At 47.0% G+C, this 17838-nt stretch carries 18 protein-coding genes and 1 tRNA gene; 8 read left to right on the top strand and 11 right to left on the bottom strand.

Translation table 11 applies throughout. The annotated features are described in order from the left end of the window. Positions 1 to 33 precede the first annotated feature (33 nt). Genes EOO50_RS02265 through EOO50_RS02255 form a run of 3 tightly spaced genes read left to right on the top strand, consistent with a single transcriptional unit; the run spans position 34 to position 3569 of the window. On the top strand, positions 34 to 1296 hold the full coding sequence (locus EOO50_RS02265) for a hypothetical protein (protein ID WP_290837475.1): 1263 nt from the start codon (positions 34 to 36) through the stop codon (positions 1294 to 1296). 48 nt (positions 1297 to 1344) lie between these two features. Then, a complete protein-coding gene (locus tag EOO50_RS02260; RefSeq protein WP_290837473.1) occupies positions 1345 to 1707 on the top strand; it encodes a BlaI/MecI/CopY family transcriptional regulator in 363 nt (120 codons plus the stop codon). Continuing rightward, entirely contained in the window at positions 1707 to 3569 is a 1863-nt protein-coding gene (locus EOO50_RS02255) for a M56 family metallopeptidase (protein WP_290837471.1), read from the top strand. The genes EOO50_RS02260 and EOO50_RS02255 overlap by 1 nt, the downstream gene beginning before the upstream one ends. A 48-nt stretch (positions 3570 to 3617) precedes the next feature. Here the strand turns inward: EOO50_RS02255 and EOO50_RS02250 are convergent, their stop codons facing one another. Beyond that, positions 3618 to 4187 (bottom strand): pentapeptide repeat-containing protein, encoded by a 570-nt coding sequence (locus tag EOO50_RS02250; RefSeq protein WP_290837469.1) that lies wholly within the window; start codon positions 4185 to 4187, stop codon positions 3618 to 3620. Positions 4188 to 4495: 308 nt separating this feature from the next. Between EOO50_RS02250 and EOO50_RS02240 the strand changes: the two genes are divergently transcribed. Further along, positions 4496 to 4569: transfer RNA gene (locus tag EOO50_RS02240), tRNA-Arg, on the top strand. Positions 4570 to 4946: 377 nt separating this feature from the next. Here the strand turns inward: EOO50_RS02240 and EOO50_RS02235 are convergent. After that, on the bottom strand, positions 4947 to 5372 hold the full coding sequence (locus EOO50_RS02235) for a hypothetical protein (protein ID WP_290837465.1): 426 nt from the start codon (positions 5370 to 5372) through the stop codon (positions 4947 to 4949). 211 nt (positions 5373 to 5583) lie between these two features. Between EOO50_RS02235 and EOO50_RS02230 the strand changes: the two genes are divergently transcribed. After that, positions 5584 to 5868 (top strand): hypothetical protein, encoded by a 285-nt coding sequence (locus EOO50_RS02230; protein WP_290837463.1) that lies wholly within the window; start codon positions 5584 to 5586, stop codon positions 5866 to 5868. On the opposite strand, the gene EOO50_RS02225 is transcribed toward EOO50_RS02230, so the two are convergent. From EOO50_RS02225 to glyA, 3 genes are all read right to left on the bottom strand, one after another. Next, positions 5869 to 6360 carry a GNAT family N-acetyltransferase gene (locus EOO50_RS02225; RefSeq protein WP_290837461.1) on the bottom strand — a complete coding sequence of 164 codons (492 nt, stop codon included), beginning with the start codon at positions 6358 to 6360 and terminating at the stop codon, positions 5869 to 5871. 89 nt (positions 6361 to 6449) lie between these two features. Beyond that, entirely contained in the window at positions 6450 to 7037 is a 588-nt protein-coding gene (locus EOO50_RS02220) for a tRNA-(ms[2]io[6]A)-hydroxylase (RefSeq protein ID WP_290837459.1), read from the bottom strand. A gap of 99 nt (positions 7038 to 7136) precedes the next feature. Then, positions 7137 to 8411 (bottom strand): serine hydroxymethyltransferase, encoded by a 1275-nt coding sequence (gene glyA, locus EOO50_RS02215; RefSeq protein ID WP_290837457.1) that lies wholly within the window; start codon positions 8409 to 8411, stop codon positions 7137 to 7139. 122 nt (positions 8412 to 8533) lie between these two features. On the opposite strand from glyA, the gene fahA reads away from it, so the two are divergent. Both fahA and EOO50_RS02205 read left to right on the top strand, forming a co-directional pair. After that, positions 8534 to 9817, top strand: coding sequence for a fumarylacetoacetase (fahA, locus tag EOO50_RS02210; protein WP_290837455.1), 1284 nt, complete (start codon positions 8534 to 8536; stop codon positions 9815 to 9817). A gap of 92 nt (positions 9818 to 9909) precedes the next feature. Further along, complete coding sequence (locus EOO50_RS02205) at positions 9910 to 11394, top strand: rhomboid family intramembrane serine protease (RefSeq protein WP_290837453.1); 1485 nt, start codon at positions 9910 to 9912, stop codon at positions 11392 to 11394. Here the strand turns inward: EOO50_RS02205 and EOO50_RS02200 are convergent. From EOO50_RS02200 to EOO50_RS02175, 6 genes are all read right to left on the bottom strand, one after another. Beyond that, on the bottom strand, positions 11391 to 12098 hold the full coding sequence (locus tag EOO50_RS02200; protein ID WP_290837451.1) for a LytTR family DNA-binding domain-containing protein: 708 nt from the start codon (positions 12096 to 12098) through the stop codon (positions 11391 to 11393). The genes EOO50_RS02205 and EOO50_RS02200 overlap by 4 nt on opposite strands. Continuing rightward, complete coding sequence (locus EOO50_RS02195) at positions 12095 to 13519, bottom strand: histidine kinase (protein ID WP_290837449.1); 1425 nt, start codon at positions 13517 to 13519, stop codon at positions 12095 to 12097. The genes EOO50_RS02200 and EOO50_RS02195 overlap by 4 nt, the downstream gene beginning before the upstream one ends. 86 nt (positions 13520 to 13605) lie before the next feature. Then, positions 13606 to 14514, bottom strand: coding sequence for an EamA family transporter (locus EOO50_RS02190; protein WP_290837447.1), 909 nt, complete (start codon positions 14512 to 14514; stop codon positions 13606 to 13608). An 85-nt stretch (positions 14515 to 14599) separates the two neighbouring features. Then, positions 14600 to 14962, bottom strand: coding sequence for a nuclear transport factor 2 family protein (locus EOO50_RS02185; RefSeq protein WP_290837445.1), 363 nt, complete (start codon positions 14960 to 14962; stop codon positions 14600 to 14602). 36 nt (positions 14963 to 14998) lie between these two features. After that, a complete protein-coding gene (locus tag EOO50_RS02180) occupies positions 14999 to 15619 on the bottom strand; it encodes an L-threonylcarbamoyladenylate synthase (RefSeq protein ID WP_290837443.1) in 621 nt (206 codons plus the stop codon). A 272-nt stretch (positions 15620 to 15891) separates the two neighbouring features. Further along, on the bottom strand, positions 15892 to 16797 hold the full coding sequence (locus EOO50_RS02175) for a tetratricopeptide repeat protein (RefSeq protein ID WP_290837441.1): 906 nt from the start codon (positions 16795 to 16797) through the stop codon (positions 15892 to 15894). Positions 16798 to 16937: 140 nt separating this feature from the next. Here EOO50_RS02175 and EOO50_RS02170 point away from each other — a divergent pair, with 140 nt between their 5' ends. Continuing rightward, positions 16938 to 17834 carry an NAD(P)H-binding protein gene (locus EOO50_RS02170; protein WP_290837439.1) on the top strand — a complete coding sequence of 299 codons (897 nt, stop codon included), beginning with the start codon at positions 16938 to 16940 and terminating at the stop codon, positions 17832 to 17834. Positions 17835 to 17838 lie beyond the last annotated feature (4 nt).

Raw genomic sequence — 17838 nt, 5'->3', positions numbered from 1 at the left:
GCAAACTAAAAATATAGTTGTAGGTTTGGATCAATGAAAATCATCCGCGACATATTTTTGATTGTGCTTTCGGCGACTTCTTTAAGCGGCTATAGTTGTACGATATTTTCATGTGCGATAAACGGTGAGGTTTTCGCCGCTGCGAATGAAGACGATTATACTCCTTTTACCCGCGTTTGGTTTAACCCAGCCACGAAAGAGCGATTTGGGTCGGTTTGTTTCGGTGCTCCCGATTTGCAGGTTGCCGCGGCGATAAACGAATTCGGGCTGTTTTACGATTACACGGCACAATACGGTGTTGACACGTCGGAGATGAAATTTAAAAACCCATTTTCAGGCGATTTGTTTTTTGAAATCATCGGCAAATGCAAAACGGTCGATGAGGCGCTGAAGCTCCTTGAAACCCACGACTACATTAATTCGTCCCAAGTTTTGTTGGCCGATGCGACCGGAAAATCAATCGTAATCAATCCGGGTGGAAAGGTTTTGAAGCAGGACAACTATCAGATCAATACCAATTTCAACATTCTCGATCTCGAAAAAGGTTTCAACTGTTTCCGTTATACGACTGCTGAAAATATGCTGTCAAATGCCAAAACAGTTTCTGTTCCAATGATGAAATCGGTGTTGAACGCCACGCATCAAGAGGGAAATCTGTCAACCCAATATTCGGCGATCTACGACTTGAAACGCAAGAAGGTTTACGTGTATCTGTTCCACGATTTTGAAAATGTATTCGAGATCGATCTGGAAACCGAACTCGCGAACGGTTATCGACTTGAATCGCTCGCAACCCGCTTCGCTCCTACTTTCGCTTATTCGAGTTACGTCCAAAACCACGAATTGTATCAAAAGGAATCGTGGCTTGCCGAAATAGACAAAATCGGATTTGAACGTGCGAAGGAACACTATTTGTCGATCGCCCGAAATCCGCTGGACGCGAAACAAAAAACGCAAATTCTCGACGTCGCCATCCAATTGATGCGCGATGCGAACAACAAGCAGTCAGGCGGGAAGGTCTGGGAATATTGGTTCGGATTTCAAAACGGATTCAATTTAAAAGCGTACGCTGACGAACGCCTCGATGTTGCCGAATCGATATTTGAAGAACTGTCGGAATCTGAGTCGGACATCAAAATCAAAAACTTCGAATATGAAATGATCGCGTATCTCCATTTGCTCCGAGGCGATAAGAAAAACGCTTTGGTTTACTACTCCAAAGCTGGTTCGGACGCGGCGAATTCTTATCCGATAAGTTACGATCGCAGCCTAGAGATGCTCAAAAAATTAAAATAATATCCACCCAAATTCGTCAGTCTTTAGACTTTCGACTCAAACTTAATTATGCAAAAACTGACCAACAAAGAAGAAGAAATCATGCACATCATCTGGAAGCTCGAAAAGGCATTCGTGAAAGATGTGATGGCCGAAATCACCGATGAACAGCCGCATTACAACACGCTGTCGACGATCGTGCGCAACCTCGAGGAAAAAGGTTATGTGTCGCACACGGCCTACGGAAATACGCACCAGTATTTCCCGATCGTGAAAAAAGAAGATTATCGCAAGGGTTTCATGAAGACCGCGATCGACAATTATTTCAATTCATCGTACAAGAATATGGTGTCGATGTTTGCGAAGGAGGAAAAAATTTCAGCCGACGAGCTGCGTGAGATCCTGGCGACCATCGAAAAACGCGACAAATAATGGAAACGCTGGCCTTGTATCTCGCAAAATCAGGCGCGCTCATGGCGCTGTTCTTCGTCGCGTATTATCTGTTGTTGCGCCGCGAGACGTTTTTTAAGAGTAACCGTTGGTATTTGCTGCTCGGGTTAGTCACGTCGGTCTTGCTGCCTTTGGTTACTTTTAGGAAAGTGGTCTGGGTCGATCCGACGCCTGTCGAACCGATTGTGAATTGGGACAACGGCTCGCTTTCAGAACTGGATTCGATTGCTTATTCGACGGTCACGCCTGCCGCAGAAGCGTTTGAAGTCAATTGGTTTTTGGTTGCAGCATCGGTTTATGCATTGATTACTTTGGCATTGATTGTTAGTTTTTTACGAGACTTTTATTCGCTTCGGAAATTACTAAAGGGAAAGACCGTGCAACGCCAATTGGATTATAAATTTGTAGACGTTGCCGAAAATGTCGCGCCGTTTTCGTACTTCAGTTACATCGTGTACAATTCATCGCTTTACAGCACCGATGAACTTATAAACATCCTCGAACACGAAAAAGTCCACAGCGCGCAACAGCACACGTTAGACGTCCTGATCGCGCGTTTCATGTGCATCGCGTTCTGGTGGAATCCGTTTGCCTGGCTCTACAAAAAAGCGATCCTGCAAAATCTCGAGTTCATCGCCGATAGCGAGGCCGCGAAGAAAATCCCGGACTTGAAGTCATATCAGTTCACGCTTTTAAAAATAACGACGCACGAAAGTTGCGTTGCGGTTACCAATCATTTTTTTCAATCATTAATCAAAAAACGAATCGTTATGCTTAACAAAAATCAATCGAGCAAGTGGAATTCCTGGAAGTATTTGTTGATCGTGCCCGCTTTGGCCGCGTTCCTGCTTTATTTTCAGGTGAAAGTGGTCGCACAACAGCGCAACATCGATCCTATGATCGTCGCGGCCCAGGAAGGCGTCGAGGTTGTCGTCGACAAAAATACGTCGGACGCCGAACTCAAAGCCAAGTCCGAACAACTCAAGAAAGACCACGGTATCAAACTCAAATTCTCAAAGGTAAAACGCAACGGCAACGGCGAAATAATCGCGATCAAGGCCGAGTTCAAGGATGCCGACGGAAAGAAAGGAACGACCATGTTCGCGAGCGACAAACCCATAGAACCAATCCGATTCTACAAGGAAAATGACGGCGCGATCGGTTTTACGGGAAACAGATTTCACATCTTCAACAAAAACGAGAACAAACCGCAAACGCACATTTCATTCACACGTAATGATTCGGAAGACGATGATGAAAACGAGGGCGAAGACGTGACTGAAAACTTGAACTTCAATTTCGACTTTGATTTCGACACCGATTCTCTTGTCGCCGACCAAAAAATCGTCGTCGCGACACGCAACGGAAACAAACGCACGGTCATCGTCAACGGCAAAGAAGTTACGGGTGCCGAGGCCGACAAAATAATGTTCGACATCGATCCGGTTAAAATCAGAAGTTTTTCGCGCTCCAAAAACGGAAACGAAGACATGATCATCAGTGTGAACGGGGACGAGGTCTTTACGTCTGAAGATCTTCGCGAAATTTCAAGCCAGGCATTCGCCGAAGCCCAAAAAGCGATCGCGGCCGCCCGTCCTGAACTGGAACGCGCAAAAGCCGAAATCAAACGTTCTGCCGCCGAAATCAAACGCGCTCATAAGGAGATCGAAGCCAGCCAAAGGAGCCGAGATAAGGAAATCGTGGCAAAAGGCTACAAAAAAGACGATATGGAGCAAGCCCGCAAGGATATCGAGGCCGCGCGCGAAGACATCAAGAAAGCTCAGGAAGAAATCCGCAAGATGCGTGAGGAACTCGCAAAGGAACGCGCCGCGTCAGGAAAATAAACGATGTTACCTTTAAATGGGAATCCCGTCTTCACAGGCGGGATTTTTTTATGCGACGATGATTTCGTATTTGGTGAGCAGTCCGGCGAGACCGTCTTTTGAGAAGCGCGCTTTCTTGAGTTTGTTCTTTTCAGGATCGATCGTAAAGTTGTAGCTCGTTGAAAAATCAGTCTTGTTGGCGATCGTGTCCATGAAAACGGATTTGTGCAGGTTGCAATTGTCGAATACAGCCTCGGTAAGGTCGGCAGCCATGAAGTCGGCGGCAACGATGCTGCAGTTGCCGAAAACGGTCTTAGGCAACTTGAGCGTATAAAATTTGGCGTAATCGAGAATGCAACCCGTGAAGCTGATGTCGAAAAGCAGTTGGTCGACCATCGCGAAATTCACGTCGCTGAAGTCGCAATCGGTGAACGCCGCACCGCGCAACGCCACGTAATTGATCCTTGCGAATTGGAAATTGCAGCCTTTGAACGTACAGTCGATGAATGCAGTTCCCGTGAAATCGGCCATCGTGAAATCACAATCGGTGAAGATGCAATTCTCGAAATCGGTGTACGCGATGTCGTCGAACGTGAATTTCTGGGAAAAATCTTTGCTTTGGATGTATTCAAGCGACATTTTTTTTTGGTGCGAATGTCAAGAATTTTATCGAATTAGAGCCGATAGTTCTGGCTTATTTGCGCTCGATTCGCTATATTTGGGTAAACCGACGCCGTTATGTTTCGACTGCTTGCCAAACTGAACAAACTGCTGTTGCCGAGCCTTACGAGCCAAAAACTCGATTTGGCAAAGGCAAGCAAATGGCAAATGGCATTAATTGCCTGGCGTTATTATGTGACAACCAGAGCTTTGGAAAAAAAGAAATAATTTTCACTGAAATTGATTTGCAAATTAGAGTTTCTTGCCTATATTTGCACCCGCAATAAGGCCTCGTGGCGCAACTGAATAGCGCACTTGATTACGGCTCAAGAGGTTACTGGTTTGAATCCAGTCGAGGTCACGAATAAAAGGAAAATCCCGCTCAGAGAGCGGGATTTTTTGTTTACCGAGAAATCGAAAGCTTCGCTTTCGAGTTTCTTGGGAAGCAAAAAATCCCATTGCTTTTTTTTCAAAAGCAATGGGATTTTCCTTTTTCAACCCGGAGCTCACTCTGGATCACGAAGTAATCCAGTCACAAACAATCAAATCCTTCTATTTTCCAAAACACTAACATTTCCAGCCCAAACTTCACCCCGGATTACGAAGTAATCCCCTCAAACATCCGCCTCAAATCCAAATTGCCAACGTCTCATCGGAAAACTTAAATCCAAAAAAAAATCCCAACAAAAATGTCAGGATGAAATATCTTCAAAAAAATAAATTCACTTTCCAATCAAACTAACCTTGCTTCAAATACAACTTCCAATCGCTGCTCATCTCGATAATCCGATGCTTCTTGCCTTTTAATTCCAGCGTCGAATCCACCTCCAGATGTCGGTGGGTTTTGTTTTCAAAAGCTTCTACGAAAGCCTGGATGATATCTTCTTTACGATGGTTCTCATCAAATCTCGACAATAAATTTTCACTCACGCTGAGACTCGCATAAATACAGTCCTCATAATCGGTGGTTACCGAATCCAGATGATGTACGCCTAGACGGTCAGGTTTGTAACCGATGTATTCGACATCGACGTCCTGTGTCTTTAAAACAAACAAAATGGTTTCAATAACGCTTTGTCTGAAATTTTCGCGATTCGCCGCAGGAGGCGTTTCAATCATCCCGTTGATTCTGACGGTTAACGTTGACGTGTGATCAGTTTCCATGGCATTTTGTTTTTTAAGATGGAAGAATAGCCATCGTGCCTCACAAATTGACGATAATTAGCGTTATGTGTTCTTACACCTTTAATTGTAAGAATTGCACAATACGCATAGTCTGGCTTACTATCAAACGTTTCGATATAAATTTTACTTAAATTCAACAGTCGGGAAAACGATTATCAGTATTTTTATTCGACACCTAAATGAAACGATTATGAAAACGATCATGTTCCTGATTTTCGCGATGCTGACGTTCGGCATCTCGTCGGCTCAAGCCAAGGCAAGAAAAACGACACCAGTGCAAATCATGAAGAAAGCTCCTAATGAGATCACCAAGAAAAAAACCAAGAAAATTAAAAAAGAAGCAAATACCGCCGGTAAAAATGATCCGAATGAAAAAGGTTCAGGCATGACGACGACCGACCAGGATAAGCCCAAGCTTGACGATCCGATCCCCGATGCGGTACCGGGAACTCCTCCAAACCAGCGTTCGAATTGATTACAGCGTTTTCTCCATTACGAAATCCTCCATCAGATAACCGTTTCCGATTTCAATATTGACGGTTTCGACGACCTCATAACCGAGTTTCGCATAAAAATGCCGGGCCTTGTTGAACCTGTTTACGTTAAGCGTCATTTTTTGAGCGCCTTTTTCAAGTGACTGCCGCTCCATGAAATGCATGAGCATGCGTCCGATGTTTTTTCCCTGGGCTTCAGGAAGCACGTAAATCTTTTGGACGTGAGAACGTCCTTTTTCCTTAAAATCGTGTTGGAACGCTGAAAATCCGAGATATTTCCCGTCTTCTTCAACTAGCAGGAACTCCACTCCTTTCTCGTGATTCGCATTCAGCGTTTCGATCGAATACATCATTCCCATCATGTAATCAATCTGTTCCGACGAAATTATCTCGCCATACGTCACAGGCCAGATGCGCTCCGCGAGGTCTTTGATGATGTTGAATTCGTTGGGGAAAGCGAACTTTATTTTCATTGTTTAATCGGACAACTATAGTTGAATTAGTTAATTGGTTAGCGGTGGTTTCGATTAACCGATTAAACGATTAACGAATTAACAAAAAACTATCCGTGTATACTTTCCTTTTTCCCATATCTCGCAATCACCGACGCTTCGAAGTCAAGCCACTCGCGCCAGCGTTTTTCAACGTCGATATTATGTGAATATTTTCGCGCGTGCGTTATGAAAGTCGTGTAATGTCCGGCTTCGCTTTCCATCAGGTCGCGGTAGAATTTTGCGAGTTCTTCGTCCTTTATATTTTCCGACAACACTTTGAATCGTTCGCAACTTCTCGCTTCGATCATGGCCGAAAACAGCAGTCGCTCGACCAATCCCGAATCGCGCTCACCTGACAAATTCTGTTTCATGTATCCGAAAAGCTCCCCGACGTAATCATCCTTGCGCTCCTTGCCCAAAGTAAGGCCGCGCTTCTTGATGAGTTCGTGCACCATGTCGAAATGCTCAATTTCCTCTTTCGCGATCGCAAGCATATCCGTTACCAAATCTGAAAGGTTCGGGTTGTTCGTGACGATCGTGATCGCGTTCGTCGCGGCTTTCTGCTCACACCAGGCGTGATCGGTAAGGATTTCCCCTATATTCGTTTCGACGATGTTTACCCAGCGTGGATCGGTTGGGAGTTGGAGACGTAGCATGGTTGATGCGTTTATGCGTTTATGCGTTGATTTGAGACAGGGCCGACAATGGAAGACACTGACTCGAATCAACGCATAAACAAATCAACAAATAAACTTTTAAAACACGAATATCGCACGCTCACTCATCATCGCATTCACTTCATCAGCGACTTCCTCAATGACGGCTTCGTCGTTTATGTTCATCAATACGCGGTCGATCAATTCGACTACGGTTTCCATGTCCGATTCGACAAGGCCGCGAGTCGTGATCGCCGGAGTTCCAACGCGGATTCCCGAAGTCGTGAACGGCGATTTGTCATCGAACGGCACCATGTTTTTATTGACTGTGATTTCGGCTTTCACCAATGCGTTCTCGGCTTCTTTGCCCGTGATTCCTTTGTTGCGAAGGTCGATCAGCATCATGTGATTGTCGGTTCCGCCTGAGATCAGGTTGTAACCGCGTGCCATGAACGCTTCGGCCATCGCTTTCGCATTTTTTTGGACTTGCATCGCATACTGGAAAAACTCGTCGCTCAACGCTTCGCCGAATGCAACGGCTTTCGCGGCGATGATGTGCATCAACGGTCCGCCTTGGTTTCCAGGGAAAACGGCAAGATCAAGCAACGCCGACATCATGCGGATATCGCCTTTCGGCCCCGTCAATCCCCAAGGGTTTTCGAAATCCTTGCCCATCAGGATCATTCCACCTCGTGGCCCGCGAAGGGTTTTGTGTGTCGTGGTCGTGATGATATGGCAATGCGGAACAGGATCGTTCATCAAGCCTTTCGCGATCAATCCCGCAGGATGCGAAATGTCGGCCAAAAGCAAAGCATCGACGCTGTCGGCAATCTCGCGGAACCGCTTGAAATCCATGTCACGACAGTAAGCCGAAGCGCCTGCGATGATCATTTTCGGCTGCTCTCTCGTTGCGATCTCCTGTATTTTATCATAGTCGAAACGACCTGTTTCTTTTTCGACACCGTAGAACGACGGCTCGTATAATTTGCCTGAGAAGTTCACCGACGAACCGTGCGTCAAGTGTCCGCCGTGAGAAAGGTCGAAACCTAAAATCTTGTCGCCGGGTTTCAAACATGCCGCGTAAACAGCGGTGTTCGCCTGTGATCCCGAATGCGGTTGCACGTTCGCGTACTCGGCACCGAAAAGCGCCTTCGCACGATCGATCGCGATCTGTTCCACCACGTCGACCACCTCGCAACCACCGTAATAACGACGGCCCGGATAACCTTCGGCGTATTTATTCGTAAGGCATGAACCCGCAGCTTCCATGACTTGGTCGCTCACGAAATTCTCGGACGCGATAAGCTCTAGCCCGTGTACTTGCCTGTCTTGTTCTTCTAAGATTAAATCGAAAATTTCCTGGTCGTTGCGCATCTTATAAATTTAAGTTAAAGTGAGGCCAAAAATACGAAATACGTTTGGTAAAATGAATGTTAATTCTATATTTGATTGCCCAATTTTAACAACCTTTCCACACCATATACAACAAACAAACCATGCCTATAACAGCAAATGACCCGCGTCGGAAATCGTGGCTCGAAGTGCCTTCCGACAGCGATTTTCCCATACAAAACATTCCGTTCGGCGTCTTTTTGACCGTAGATCACGTGGTCACGATCGGGACCCGTATCGGCGACTTCGCGATCGACCTCGGCGCACTGCAACAACTTAATTACTTTGAAGGAATCGAGCTCACCGACGACATGTTCATGCAGGACACGCTTAACGATTTCATATCGGACGGACAAAAAACCTGGCGCCAGGTACGCAATCGGATCGCCGATATCTTTGATGCCGAAAACCCGCAATTGCGCGACAACAAATCGCATTGCGACACCGTCATTTTTAATATAGCCGACGTCGAGATGCAATTGCCGGTGCTCATCGGCGACTATACCGATTTTTATTCAAGCCGCGAGCACGCAACCAACGTGGGGAAAATGTTCCGCGATCCTGAGAATGCATTGTTGCCCAACTGGCTTCACATTCCCGTAGGCTACCACGGACGCAGCTCGACGATCGTTCCGTCAGGAATTCCGGTCCACAGGCCGATGGGACAAACCCTGCCAAACGGTGAAACGACTCCTGTTTTCGGGCCTTCGCGTTTGGTCGACTTTGAATTGGAAACCGGTTTCATTACGACCGATGCCAACATCATGGGCGAAAACATTCCCGTGCACGAAGCCGAAGACCACATTTTCGGCATGGTTTTGCTCAACGACTGGAGCGCGCGCGACATGCAGAAATGGGAATACGTGCCGCTCGGGCCGTTCCTTGCGAAGAATTTCGCGACGTCGATTTCGCCTTGGATCGTGACGATGGACGCGTTGCAACCGTTCCGCGCGAAAGGACCGAAACAAAACCCGTCTCCACTTCCCTATCTGCAGCAAAAAGGGAAACACGCGTTCGATATTTGCCTCGAGACGTTCATACAACCTGAAAACGGCGATGAAAACCTCGTGTCGAAATCGAACTTCAAATACATGTATTGGAGCATGAGCCAACAGTTGGCGCACCATACGTCGAACGGTTGCCGCGTAAATTCGGGCGATTTGATGGGATCGGGAACGATTTCAGGCCCGACCGAAGACAGTTTCGGATCGATGCTCGAGCTCACCTGGGGCGGAAAAAACCCTCTGAAACTCAGCGACGGAAGCGAACGCAAATTCATAAACGACAACGACACCGTGATCATGCGCGGGCATTGCAAGAACAACGACATCCGAATCGGATTCGGGGAAGTCAAAAGCAAATTGCTGCCGCCTTTCGTGAGAAACTAATATAAAGCGCTTTGAAAGAGGCGCTTTTTTTATGCCTTCATTCCGGCGTTTGCGAAAAAAACTTAATTTGCAGTTTAAACCAAACGTATTTTATGGCCATCGGATTCCCGCCAAAGTACAGCGAAGGCATATCGTTGAACCGACTTCCCGCGTCCCATTTCCTGTTTCTCGCACGTGAAACCGCGAACAGGCTCGGCTTGCGATCAATTGCGATAAACGACGGAAGTCTCGTCGCCCGGACCAATAACGACGAGCTTTCGCACAATGCCGAGATCAGCGCGACGCCCGATTTTGACGCCGCGTTCATTACAAGCGAATCACTCGGAAATGAAATGTTCGACCTCGACCGAAACCGCAAGAACGTTAGGAAGTTCATCGAGATGTACGAAGTCGTCCGGCGCGAATTTTTAGCACAGGACATCGACGCTTTGCTGCACGAACCGCAAGTCGAGGTCGAGGTCGAAAAACCTGCCGAGGATGACGTTGCGGTCGTTTCTGGAGAAATTGAAATGAAACATCCGTCGCTCAACCATAATTTCCTCGGATTTTTTACTTTTTACAAAGGCTACATAGTCACGCCGTCTTTGATTTACCTGAACATTGCCGTTTATCTCATCATGATCGGCTTCGGTGTGGATTTCCTGGATCCCGGCGCGGAAACGATCTTAAAATGGGGCGGCGACCTGCGCGAGCTTACGATAGGAGAAAACCAATGGTGGCGCATCATCTCGTCGAGTTTTCTGCATTACGGATTGCTTCATTTGTTGCTCAACATGGTCGCTTTGGGCTACATCGGCAGCATGCTCGAACCTATTTTGGGCAAGGCAAGATTCGCCGGTCTGTATCTTTTATGTGCCGCCGCATCAGGAGTCGCGAGCGTTTGGTGGTACGTCGGAACCGCGAGTGCCGGAGCTTCGGGCGCGATCTTCGGCATGTTCGGCGTCTTCCTGGCGTTGCTCACGACGAATCTCGTACGCAAGGAATTTCGGAAAAACGTATTGCCCGGATTGCTCATTTATGTCGTGCTGAACCTGCTTTCGGGATTAAAAGGCCAGACCGACAACGCCGCTCATATCGGCGGATTACTTTTTGGGATACTCTGCGGTTTCGCGATTCTTCCGAGTTTTTCGCGTCCGAATGTGTCGTTGCCGAAATATATTTCGCTCACGGCATTAGGCGTTTTTCTCGGCATCGTCTCATTCGGGATGTCAAAAACGGTTTCAGACGACACCATCCTTTTCAACCAGAAACTTGGGGAATTCATCACCCACGAACGTTTGGCGCTTGAAGTCCTATCGACGGCTTATGTCGAAAAACATCAAGCCCTGAAGGAAATCCGCGACCGCAGCGACTATTATTGGGATGAAAATCTCGCCATCACCGAACAGATGGACGACATGGAATTGCCCGAACCGTATTACGAACGAATCAAAATGATGCGCGAATACGTACAACTAAGGCTTGAAAACAACGACTTGCTTTACAAGATGATCGACGAGGAAAACGTAAAATACAAATCGAAGATCGAGGAAAACACCAGGGAAATCAACGAAATGGTTTCACATTTTGGGCGCTAAACCTGTGAAAACCACTCCTTGAAACTCTTGGCGCGTTGCCTGCTTACCGATATCGGATCGGATATGTTTTTGAGAAAAAGTTCGGTCGATGAAATGCGGTCGATGAATCCGCGATTCACGATATGCTTACGGCTCACGCGAAAAAACAATCGCTCGTCGAGTTCCGACTCCAGCTTTTCGAGCGACTTCCCTATCGGATAATCGCGGTTTTGCGAATGAACGAACGTCATGTTGTTCACGCTTGAAAAATATGCGATTTCATCAAGCGCTACTTTGCGTATCGTTTTTCCCGCCGAAACCAGCATCGATTTCTGAACTTCAGATGAAGCGTTTTGCGGTTGCAGCACATTCCCGATTCTTTCGATTTTCTCGATTGCCGCGTCGAGCTTGGATTCGTCTATCGGTTTTAGCAAATAGTCGATCGCACCGTGTCGGAATGCTTCGAGCGCCCGGTCTTCGTAGGCCGTCGTGAACACGATTCGCGACTTCGGCCGTAACTTTTCGAGTGACGCGAATATGTTTCCGTCGCGGAGTTCGATATCGACGAAAAGCCAATCTGGATGCGGATTTTCAGTCAGCCAACGCGTCGCCTTTGCAACCGACGGCAAGATTGCGAGCACCGAAAAACCACGCGATCGAAGCAAGCGTTCCAAACGCAAACCCGCGGGAATTTCATCTTCGATTATGAGCGCTGTCTTGATCATTCGGATTTGAGGATTGGAAGTTTTACTTCGAAAAACGTCGTTTCAGCGTTGACTATGAAGGGCAGATCGACGAGTAATTCGTGTCGGCGTAGAATATTCGAGAGTCCTTTCTTGTCGGAATGTTCGGCGATTTTAGGTCGCGTCGAATTTCTCACGATCAGGTAATCGTCGGTTGAAAAAATAGAAATCTCAATTGGATTTTCGTCCGATAAGACGTTGTGCTTAAAAATATTGTCGATGATTTCCTGAAGTGAATTCGCAAGTAGAAATCCGTCGGAATTTACATCGATCGAAATGGAAACGGACGCTCCGAACTTGGCTTTGTAGATCTCGAGATATTCCGAGATGAATTCGATCTCGTCGGAAATACTTACAAAGTCAACATCATCGGCCTTGAGGAATTTCCGATAGACATTGGCGAGTTGCTTGCCGAAAACCGCGGCTTTTTGAGGATCGGACTCAATCAGCGAGATCAGCATGTTCAGGTTATTGAAGAAAAAATGCGGGTTGGTTTGCTGTTTCAAATAGCGCAGTTCGGAATACTGTTTTCGGAACGATCGGTCGAGCGCATTTATCGTCTTGTTTTTCGCGGCGTCGGAATTGAAATGAAGCAATAAAAATATCACGCCGCTTGCCGTGAAGAAACTTGGAAACACAACCGTGACCAAGGCCGACGTCAATGTGAATCGGTCCAGCGTCGCCATCGAAAACGCGGAACCCGCCAACACGCAAAGCACCGTTGTCGCAGCGACCAAAACAGCCGTTTCGGATTTGAGAAACGAGAACCTGGTCAACAAAAATACGGCAAGTACAGCAGTTCCCGTTGTTAGAAGCGAATATCCGAGCGCGCCCAAAACGTATACGATGTTGTCAAGGGACGATGATTTGTGAAGCGATTCGGTCACAAATATAAATCCGATCAACAAACCTTGGGGAACTGAAATCCACAGCACGATTTTCTTATAGAACGACGCCGATTTGGGCAAATTGAAATCGCGTTCGCTTTTTTGGCGTGAAAAAAGCCGGATCGAAAAATGTCCGAGCACGAACACCGATGCGTTCAAAATCGAGCGGATCACCGAAACTTGAATGTTTTGATATTTGAGGTCGCGGAAATGCAGTGCGAATTGCGCGTCGTATAAAAACGACAGCAGCAACACGACCAACATCCCGATAAAAACACTTTTGAAAATCGAGAAGTTCCGTGACAGCAAAGGCACGAGGAAGCCATTTGTTGCTGCGCTAATCGAAAAGAATACGGCCAAGAAGATGTTGAACTTCCAGTATAGGACGGATTCGAAATTTCCCATCAGTAAGGGAATAATTATCAATGCCGCCAAAGGCGCGAGCCAGAGCCAAAAAAAGGCTTTGACGTTACTCGAGAGTGTTTTGGGATTTTGTGTGATAATTTGTTTTGTCATGATCGATTATTTTCGACAAACCTAAAACTACAGTCGGCGATCCTAAAATATAAAATTGCGAATGGAAAATTCAGGCGAGTGAACGGTCATTCGGCCGTTGCCGGTTCGGTATTCCGCTTGCCTAAAATCGCGGGAATGTTGAAGAGTATGACCGAGACAAAAACGATCGAATACGCCGAGTATTGCCAGGCGTCGGCCTTTTCATCGAAGTAGAACACCGACAGCGCGAACGAGATTATCGGGTTGATGTTCATTAACATTCCAACCGTGGACGACTTGATTCCTTTGAGTGCGAGCAAACTCAGAAACATCGGCAAAATCGTGAAACACACTGCGATGATCGCGATGAAACCGTAAAACTTCGGACTTTGAGGAACACCGATATCAAGAAACGGGAACAATATTCCTAATGTCGCGACCGCTACGCAAACGTGAAATGTGAGGATGCAGAAACTGTCGAAACCCGCGTTTTTCTTTTGGATGATCAGATAAAGCGCATACGAAACCCCGATCAACACGCTCAAAACCAAATCGCGCAAGTGACCGGCCGCCAACATTCCGCAACCTGCGCAACCCACGAGCAGCGCGATCCATTGGATGTTTTTCATTTTTTCCTTAAGGATGATGACGGCGAGTGCGGCGGTCAGGATCGGACAAACCAAGTAAGAAAGCGCGGTTGCTTTTACGCTCACGAAATTCATCACGTAAATGAACAGGAACCAGTTTGAGGTGAGCAGCAATCCCGCGACTACATTGATCGACAGCAGTTTTCGCTTCTTTGTTTTGTCAAAGGCCGAGAATGTGCGAAGCGTTTCGTTGAGTTGCTTTCGTCGGATCGCGAACACGAGAATCAAAAGCAGGATCAAGCACAACGAAATGCGGTAGAACAAGATATCGAGAGGGGCGAATTCCTTTATCGGACGCAATGCCAGACTAAAAACGCCCCAGATACTGAAGGCCGAGATCGCTGAAAAGTAGTAACGGGAATTGTTCATGCTGCGAAGTTACGGCGCTTGACGATGATTGGAAATGTTTTTAGACGCGAATTGCCCGATTCGAATACGGATTGCTGCGAGACATTCAGTTGCTTTCGAGGAGTTCGATGTCCATGGTCTTGATCAGGCCGTCGTAAAAGGTGTAAACGTGTTTCACGAGCCCATCGAACATCAGATTTCCCTGAAGATCCTTCACGTTTTGATGGACTCTGACTTCGAGGCTGCCGTTGTCGCGCTCGTCAAAACCGACGGGTTCTACCTTTGGATCGATTTCGCTCCATTGGCGCGTCCAATATTGCTTTACCTCGTCATGCCCGATTATATAGCCGCCTTCCCAGGCTTTCGACCATTGAACGTCATTCTGCATCGTGGATAAAGCGTTGTCGATGTTGCGGTCGTTGAATGCCGTGTAGGCTTTTTTGATTGTTTCCTCAGGTTGATTTGCCATGTTTTTTTGATTGATGAATTATAATTGTGTGAACGGTTAAAAAATATCGGGATCGCCTTTGCCTTCACGCACGACGACGGGTTCGTAACCCGAAAGGTCGATGATCGTCGAGGCTTCGTTCCCGCCGTAACCGCCATCAATGACGACGTCTACGAGGTTTTGCCACTTTTCGAAAATAAGTTCCGGATCGGTGGAATATTCGAGTACTTCGTCTTCGTCGTGGATAGACGTCGACACGATCGGGTTGCCTAATTGGCGCACGATTTCAAGCGCGATGTTGTTGTCGGGCACGCGGATACCGACGGTGGTTTTCTTCTTGAATTCCTTTGGCAGGCTGTTGTTTCCGGGTAAAATAAACGTGTAAGGTCCCGGAAGCGCGCGTTTGAGCAACTTAAAAGTCGCGCTGTCGATTTGTTTCACATAGTCGCTCAGGTTGCTCAAATCGCTGCACACGAACGAGAAATTCGCCTTTTCCAGCTTGATTCCCTTGATGCGCGCGATCTTTTCGAGCGCTTTCGTGTTCGTGATATCGCAACCCAGACCGTAAACCGTGTCGGTCGGGTAAATAACCAAACCGCCGTCGCGCAAAGTCTTTACGACGCGTTGGATGGCTGCTTCGTTGGGTTTGTCTTCGTATATTTTGATGAACTGTGACATTTTAGTTTAATTTGATGCTGTTGTGTCTTTGACGGGACTTTTTGATGTTGATGCGTTGATGCGTTGATGCGTTGATGTGTTTATTTGATGTTTTGTCTTTGAAAGGACTTTTCGCCCATCGATTGCTCGAATCAACGAATCAACGAATCAACACATCAACATCAACATATCAACAACATCAAATTAACCCCTTTTCCCCAACTCAAATGTTATCAAAAACGTAATTCTTTACGAAATCCGCTCAGGCACTAAGGTTCTCAGGCACTCAGGCACTACTTTTTAGCTTTGATTTTCTCGATTCGGTCTTTGGCGAATGCTTTCGTGTTCTCATCTCCGATCGCGAGGATTTTCTCGTAATACGCGATCGCTTTGGCCGAATCGCCCTTTGAATTGTAGGCGTGCGCGATGTTTCCGAGTACGACCGTATCATTCGGCGCGAGTTTTTCGGCTTTCAAAAGATACGTGAGCGCTTTGTCGAAATCGCCTTGGATCATCAATACGATCGAAACGTTCGACAAACTTTCGACGTGGTCGGGATAATATTTCACGACGGTTTCAGAAATGCGTTTCATGTCGTCGAGCAGCAAATCATCGTTGGCCTCATACAATTGGTTTATGTAACCCTGTATGCTGCCGAGCATGAAATTCTTCGCGTCTTCAACGGGTTTGCCGTCGCGCCACGTCCATTTGTTTTGGATTTTGGCCGAATATTCGACGGTTTTGATGATTTCGGTCGTGAAATCGGACCAATTTTTCATTTCGCCAAGCACGTAGGTTTTCCCGAAACGCATGTCGAGCCGCGTCGGGAATTTCTTGATGGCGGCATCGATTTTGGCGATTCCTTTTTCGACTTTGGCGTCGTCGTAATGATCCGTCCCGTACAAATATCCTACGGGTTTTTTGCTTGTCGTATCGGTTATTTCAAGCGCTTCCTTGCCTTCAGGATTGTCACCAAGATGCAACATTTCCTTCTTCGCGTTTATGAAATAATAGTTGAACCACGCCACATATAATTCAGGATCGGACGCATTCTTCTTCTCCCATTGCTGCAATATTTTGAGTTGGTTCACCGTATCGCTCGCCTTCACGAAGCCGCCGAACTGCTCGCGATAATCCTGCGAAAACCCGAATTGGAACACGAAAAACAGTAAAAGCAGAATTGATTTCTTGATGGACATAGAGCGGAATTTCGTCCGAAGCTACCCATTCGAGGCGAGTTTTGCAAATCGGCACCTTATTTTCAGCTAAGACGAAAATAGATTCGGCTACGTCGTTTCACCCGTTTCGCCCCAACTTTGCCAAACATAAATCAACTATCATGAAAATCATTTTGACAGGTTCTTTGGGACATATCAGCAAACCGCTTGCGACCGAATTGGCGCAGAAAGGCCACAACGTTACCGTAATCAGCAGCAATGTTGAAAAAACGTCCGAAATCGAAACTCTGGGTGCGAAAGCCGCAATAGGCACGCTCGAAGACGTGGATTTCCTTACCGAGACATTTACGGGCGCCGACGCGGTCTACACGATGGTTCCGCCCAACAATTACTTCGACCACAGCCTCGACCTTCTCGCCTATTATCGCAGGCTCGGTAGTAATTACGCGAAAGCGATCGCCGATTCGGGCGTGAAACGCGTGGTGAATTTAAGTACGATCGGCGCGCATTTGAGCGAAGGAAACGGGATTTTGAAAGGAGCGCATCAATTGGCTTTGATTCTCGACGAACTTCCGTCAGACGTTTCGATCACGCACATGCGTCCGACGTCGTTTTTCTACAACCTCAACGCTTATGTGCGCGGCATCAAGAGCGAGGACACGATTTATTCGAACCATGGCGAAACGAAAATTCCGTGGGTCGCACCTGTAGATATCGCGTCTGCCATCGCCGACGAAATCACGACGCCATTTTCGGGACGCAAGATCCGCTACGTTGCGAGCGAGGAATTGACGGGCGATGAAACGGCAAAAATCCTTGGGCCGGCCATCGGAAAACCGAATCTGAAATGGGTAATAATTTCCGACCAAACGATGCTCGACGGATTGACAAAAGCCGGGATGAACCCAAAAATTGCCGCGGGTTTGGTCGAGATGTATTCGGCGTTGAACACGGGATTGCTCGGTGAGGATTATTTCAAAAACCGTCCGAATCCGCTCGGAAAGACAAAACTCGTCGATTACGCGGTCGATTTCAAGAAATTTTTGGACTCAGAATAACGCT

The organism is Flavobacterium sp. (assembly GCF_004211145.1).
In the GTDB taxonomy this organism is placed as follows: domain Bacteria; phylum Bacteroidota; class Bacteroidia; order Flavobacteriales; family Flavobacteriaceae; genus Flavobacterium.
The sequence above is the reverse complement of the archived record's forward strand: the minus strand, read 5'-3'. Positions and strand labels throughout refer to the sequence as shown.